The organism is Thermococcus sp. (genome assembly GCF_027063845.1).
Classification (GTDB): Archaea; Methanobacteriota_B; Thermococci; order Thermococcales; family Thermococcaceae; genus Thermococcus.
Map to the genome: position 1 here is coordinate 1 of NZ_JAMOQU010000093.1, position 3,797 is coordinate 3,797.

At 54.2% G+C, this 3,797-nt stretch carries 5 protein-coding genes; 2 read left to right on the forward strand and 3 right to left on the reverse strand.

From position 1 onward, the window contains the following. On the reverse strand, positions 1-533 hold a 533-nt coding region (locus tag MVO87_RS07100; RefSeq protein WP_297552710.1), incomplete at its 3' end, for an alcohol dehydrogenase catalytic domain-containing protein. A 193-nt stretch (positions 534-726) separates the two neighbouring features. Between MVO87_RS07100 and MVO87_RS07105 the strand changes: the two genes are divergently transcribed. Both MVO87_RS07105 and hmgA read left to right on the forward strand, forming a co-directional pair. Next, positions 727-1,470 (forward strand): MinD/ParA family ATP-binding protein, encoded by a 744-nt coding sequence (locus MVO87_RS07105; RefSeq protein ID WP_167914688.1) that lies wholly within the window; start codon positions 727-729, stop codon positions 1,468-1,470. Between the two features lie 16 nt (positions 1,471-1,486). After that, positions 1,487-2,707: a hydroxymethylglutaryl-CoA reductase (NADPH) gene (gene hmgA, locus MVO87_RS07110; RefSeq protein WP_297552705.1), complete on the forward strand. Its 1,221-nt coding sequence runs from the start codon at positions 1,487-1,489 to the stop codon at positions 2,705-2,707. 43 nt (positions 2,708-2,750) lie between these two features. Here hmgA and MVO87_RS07115 read toward each other — a convergent pair whose 3' ends face one another. Both MVO87_RS07115 and MVO87_RS07120 read right to left on the reverse strand, forming a co-directional pair. Then, positions 2,751-3,254, reverse strand: a complete 504-nt coding sequence (locus tag MVO87_RS07115; RefSeq protein ID WP_297552707.1) for a hypothetical protein — start codon at positions 3,252-3,254, stop codon at positions 2,751-2,753. A 30-nt stretch (positions 3,255-3,284) separates the two neighbouring features. After that, positions 3,285-3,797, reverse strand: a 513-nt coding sequence (locus tag MVO87_RS07120; protein ID WP_297552708.1) for a GatB/YqeY domain-containing protein, incomplete at its 5' end; no start/stop codon positions are given.

Below are 3,797 nucleotides of genomic sequence, written 5' to 3' on the forward strand. Positions count from 1 at the left end.
GGGCCGGCTCCGGTTATGAGCGTGCTCCTGCCCGCTATCGGGCCGGCTAAAACGGTATCAACCGCGTTTCCGAGTGGCTCCTGGAGGGCCGCATATTCGGGCTTCATGTCCTTGGGGTTCTTCCAAGCGTTCTTAGCAGGAACCACGGCATAAGTTGCGAAGACGCCGTCCATGTCGACGCCGAAAATCTTGGTGTTCTGGCAGACGTGATAGCGGTTGTGCTTGCAGGCGTAGCACTTGCCGCAGACGATATGTGTCTCGACACTGATATAGTCACCAACCTGAAGGTCATCAACACCTGGGCCGACTTCAACGACCTCACCGGCAACCTCGTGGCCCATAATCTGAGGCGGTTTAATCCTGCTCTGCGCCCACTCGTTCCACTCGTAGATGTGCAAATCAGTTCCGCAGATGCTTGTCGCGAGAACCCTGATGAGAACCTCGCCCGGCCCGGGCTTGGGAACGTCAACCTCAACGAGCTCTGCTCCGTAAGCGGGTTTGGTCTTCATAATAGCGGGCATCTTTTCAGCCATGGCAACCATCTCCTTAACCTTACAATGGGAATCTAAACGGGGACGATATAAACCTTTTGTGTTCATCGAGTCCTTAAGGCCCATCACTGGACAGAATTGTGTAGGTGCATACGCAGAAAGCGACGTACCAACGGAAGTTCAATCGGAAACCTTATATCCTCAACTCCCAACAGAGAAGCTTAGAGGGGTAGCGATGGCACTGATAGTCGTAACGGGGCGTGGCGGAGCCGGCAAAACAACCACAACGGCGAACCTTAGCTCTTACCTCGCCATGAAGGAGTACCGCGTTCTGGCCGTTGATGGCGACCTCTACCTGCCCAACCTCGGGTTTCACTTCGCCCTAGACACGGTTAAATACACAGTCCACACCCTTCTGAAGAACCCGGACGTTGACCCGGAATGGGCCATATACCGCCACAAGGAAACCGGCGTCTACGTAATGCCGGGAAGCACTCAGCTTCAGGATGTCCTCGGAATATCGCCGAGGAGGCTCGTTGACATCCTCGAAAGGGTGAAATACAAGTTCGGCGTCGTTTTTGTTGACTCCCCCACAGGTGTTCCCTTTGATACCCTCCCAACTTTTCAAGTCGCTAACTACCAGCTTATAGTCGTTGAAATAGAACGTTCTCCGATTTACTCGTTCGAGACTATGGTTAAAAACGAAATAGAGAAGCTGAAAGCCCTTGGAGAAAAGTACAACCTCAACATCGGTGTCGTCCTGAACAAGGTTCGCGAAAGCGCCGATGTGGTGGACAAGATAATCGAGGCCATTGAGGAGGATTTGGACGTCCCTGTTCTCGGGTGGGTTCCCTTCGACTACAACGTTCCCGAATCAATCAACGTTGGAATCCCGATAATCAAGTACCTCCCAAACAGCGACGCCGCCGTCGCGTTCAAGGAAATAGGAGAAGTCCTTGAGGAATGGATTTTCGGCTGATTCTGGGGGTGTTGAAATGGAGTTTGAGGAACTCGTTGAGAAGGTCGTTAAGGGAGAGGTAAAGCTCCACCAGGTTGAGAAGTACACGGACAAGAGAACCGCGACCGAAGTCAGGAGGAAGGCCCTTGAGAAGAAGCTCGGCGTGAAGCTTGAGCACATCGGGCACTACAGCATAGACCCCGAGCAGGTCATCGGCAGAAACATTGAGAACATGATAGGCGTCGTCCAGATACCGATGGGCGTTGCTGGACCGCTCAAAATCAACGGCGAGTACGCGAAGGGCGAGTTCTACATACCCCTCGCCACCACCGAGGGTGCGCTCGTTGCCAGCGTTAACAGGGGTTGTTCTGCCCTCACAGAGGCGGGAGGTGTTAAAACTACCCTCATAGACGACAAGATGACCCGCGCACCGCTTCTCAAGTGCCCCGACGCGAGGAGAGCCAGAGAAGTTGCCGAGTGGGTGAAGGAGAACATAGACTACCTTCAGGAGAAGGCCGTCAGCAAGGTCACCAGGCACGGAAAGCTCAGGGACGTCAAGCCCTTCATAGTGGGCAACAACCTCTACCTAAGGTTTGAGTTCGAGACCGGCGACGCAATGGGCATGAACATGGTGACGATAGCGAGCGAGGAGATAATGAAAGTTATCGAGGAGCACTTCCCGGACGTGAAGTATCTGGCGCTCTCTGGCAACCTCTGCGTTGACAAGAAGCCGAACGCAATGAACTTCATCAACGGGCGCGGTAAGACAGTGATAGCCGAGGCGATAATTCCGCGCGAGATAGTCGAGAGGAAGCTGAAGACGACGCCGGAACTAATAGCTGAGGTGAACTACCGCAAGAACCTCGTCGGCTCGGCCCAGGCTGGTTCCTACGGCTTCAACGCCCACTTTGGCAACATAGTCGGGGCAATCTTCCTCGCCACGGGGCAGGACGAGGCGCAGATTACCGAAGGTTCACACGGCATAACCCTTGCGGAGGTTACGCCTGAGGGGGACCTCTACATCAGCATAACAATGCCGAGCCTTGAAATCGGAACTGTCGGAGGAGGAACGCGCGTCCCGACCCAGAGGGAGGCTTTAAGCATTATGGGCGTCGCTGGAGGAGGCGACCCACCCGGCACAAACGCCAAGAAGTTCGCGGAGATAGTTGCGGGAGCGGTTTTGGCTGGGGAACTCTCGCTCCTCGCGGCGATAGCGGCGAAGCACCTCGCGAAGGCTCACAAGGAGCTGGGGCGTTAGCTTATCTCTTTTTCACCCTGCGGGAATGATGAGCGCTTTTCCCTCACTCTGAGGCGTGATGAGGAGCCGATGCTCTGACCCGCTCCCGCTTTTTGTAGCCCCTTCTGAAGTTCTCAATAGCCCCAGAGAGCAGAAAGAGAAGGGCCATGTATGAGGAAACCTCGTTGAGAGCGTCGTTTTTGTAGCCAAGGTAGCCGAGGAGGATTGCCAAACCCCAGAGAGCGGCCTGAACGATGTTCACAACGGTGTCGAGCTTGAGCCTCTTCACACCGAGTATTTCCTCGGCAACTTTCCTGAGGCCGTTCTCACTGGAGATGAGAAACTCGTAAGCTTTTCCTTCAATCTCGTACTCCCCCGGAGCGACGTAGATGGCCTTTGGCGTTTTCACGACTGTTATCTTAGGACTGGAGTAAGACACCTGAAAGAGAGCATATGTTAGGGCCTCAACATCTGGTGAGAAAAGCGTAATGTAACTCCTAAGGGCCTTTCTCAGTTCGCCGTCATCCTCAAGCTCGTAGTAGTAAACCACGAACTTCGCCTTAACCATCAATGAAAGTAAGAAAAAGAACTTAAAAAGTTAGCTCCCACTCAGCTCCTGAATCTTCCTTCTCACCAGGGTGCTCACGAGCTTGCCGTCGGCCCTTCCGCGGAGCTTCGCCATTGCCCTTCCCATTATCATGCCCATTGCGCCCATTCCCTTGGCTTTGATGACGTCCATGTTTGCCTGAATTACCTCGTCGATGATTTTCTCAACCTCTTCCTCGCTGAGGAGCGTTAGACCCTTCTCCTCGGCCACCTGCTTTGCGCTTTTCTCCGGGTTCTTCGCAAGCTCCTTGAATATCTCCTCAAAGGCTTCCTTCGCTATCTTGCCGTTGAGGTAGAGCTCGAAGGCCTCTCTGATGTGCCCGTCCGTGATGTTCTCAATCGGAACCTCCTTCTTGAGGCCCTTGAGGACGACCACGAGGATTGAAGCCGCTAAGGACGGCTTGACCCCCTTCTTCACGAGCTCCTCGAAGAGCTCGTCGCGCTCATCGTTTACGAGGGTCTCGGCCAAGCTCTTGTCAATCCTGTATTCCTTCACGTAGCGCTC

What these genes read in the sequence shown, in the direction of transcription:
- MVO87_RS07105 (WP_167914688.1), top strand. Translation starts at nt 727, where the DNA reads ATGGCACTGATAGTCGTAACGGGGCGTGGCGGAGCCGGCAAAACAACC.
- hmgA (WP_297552705.1), top strand. Translation starts at nt 1,487, where the DNA reads ATGGAGTTTGAGGAACTCGTTGAGAAGGTCGTTAAGGGAGAGGTAAAG.
- MVO87_RS07115 (WP_297552707.1), bottom strand. Translation starts at nt 3,254, where the DNA reads ATGGTTAAGGCGAAGTTCGTGGTTTACTACTACGAGCTTGAGGATGAC.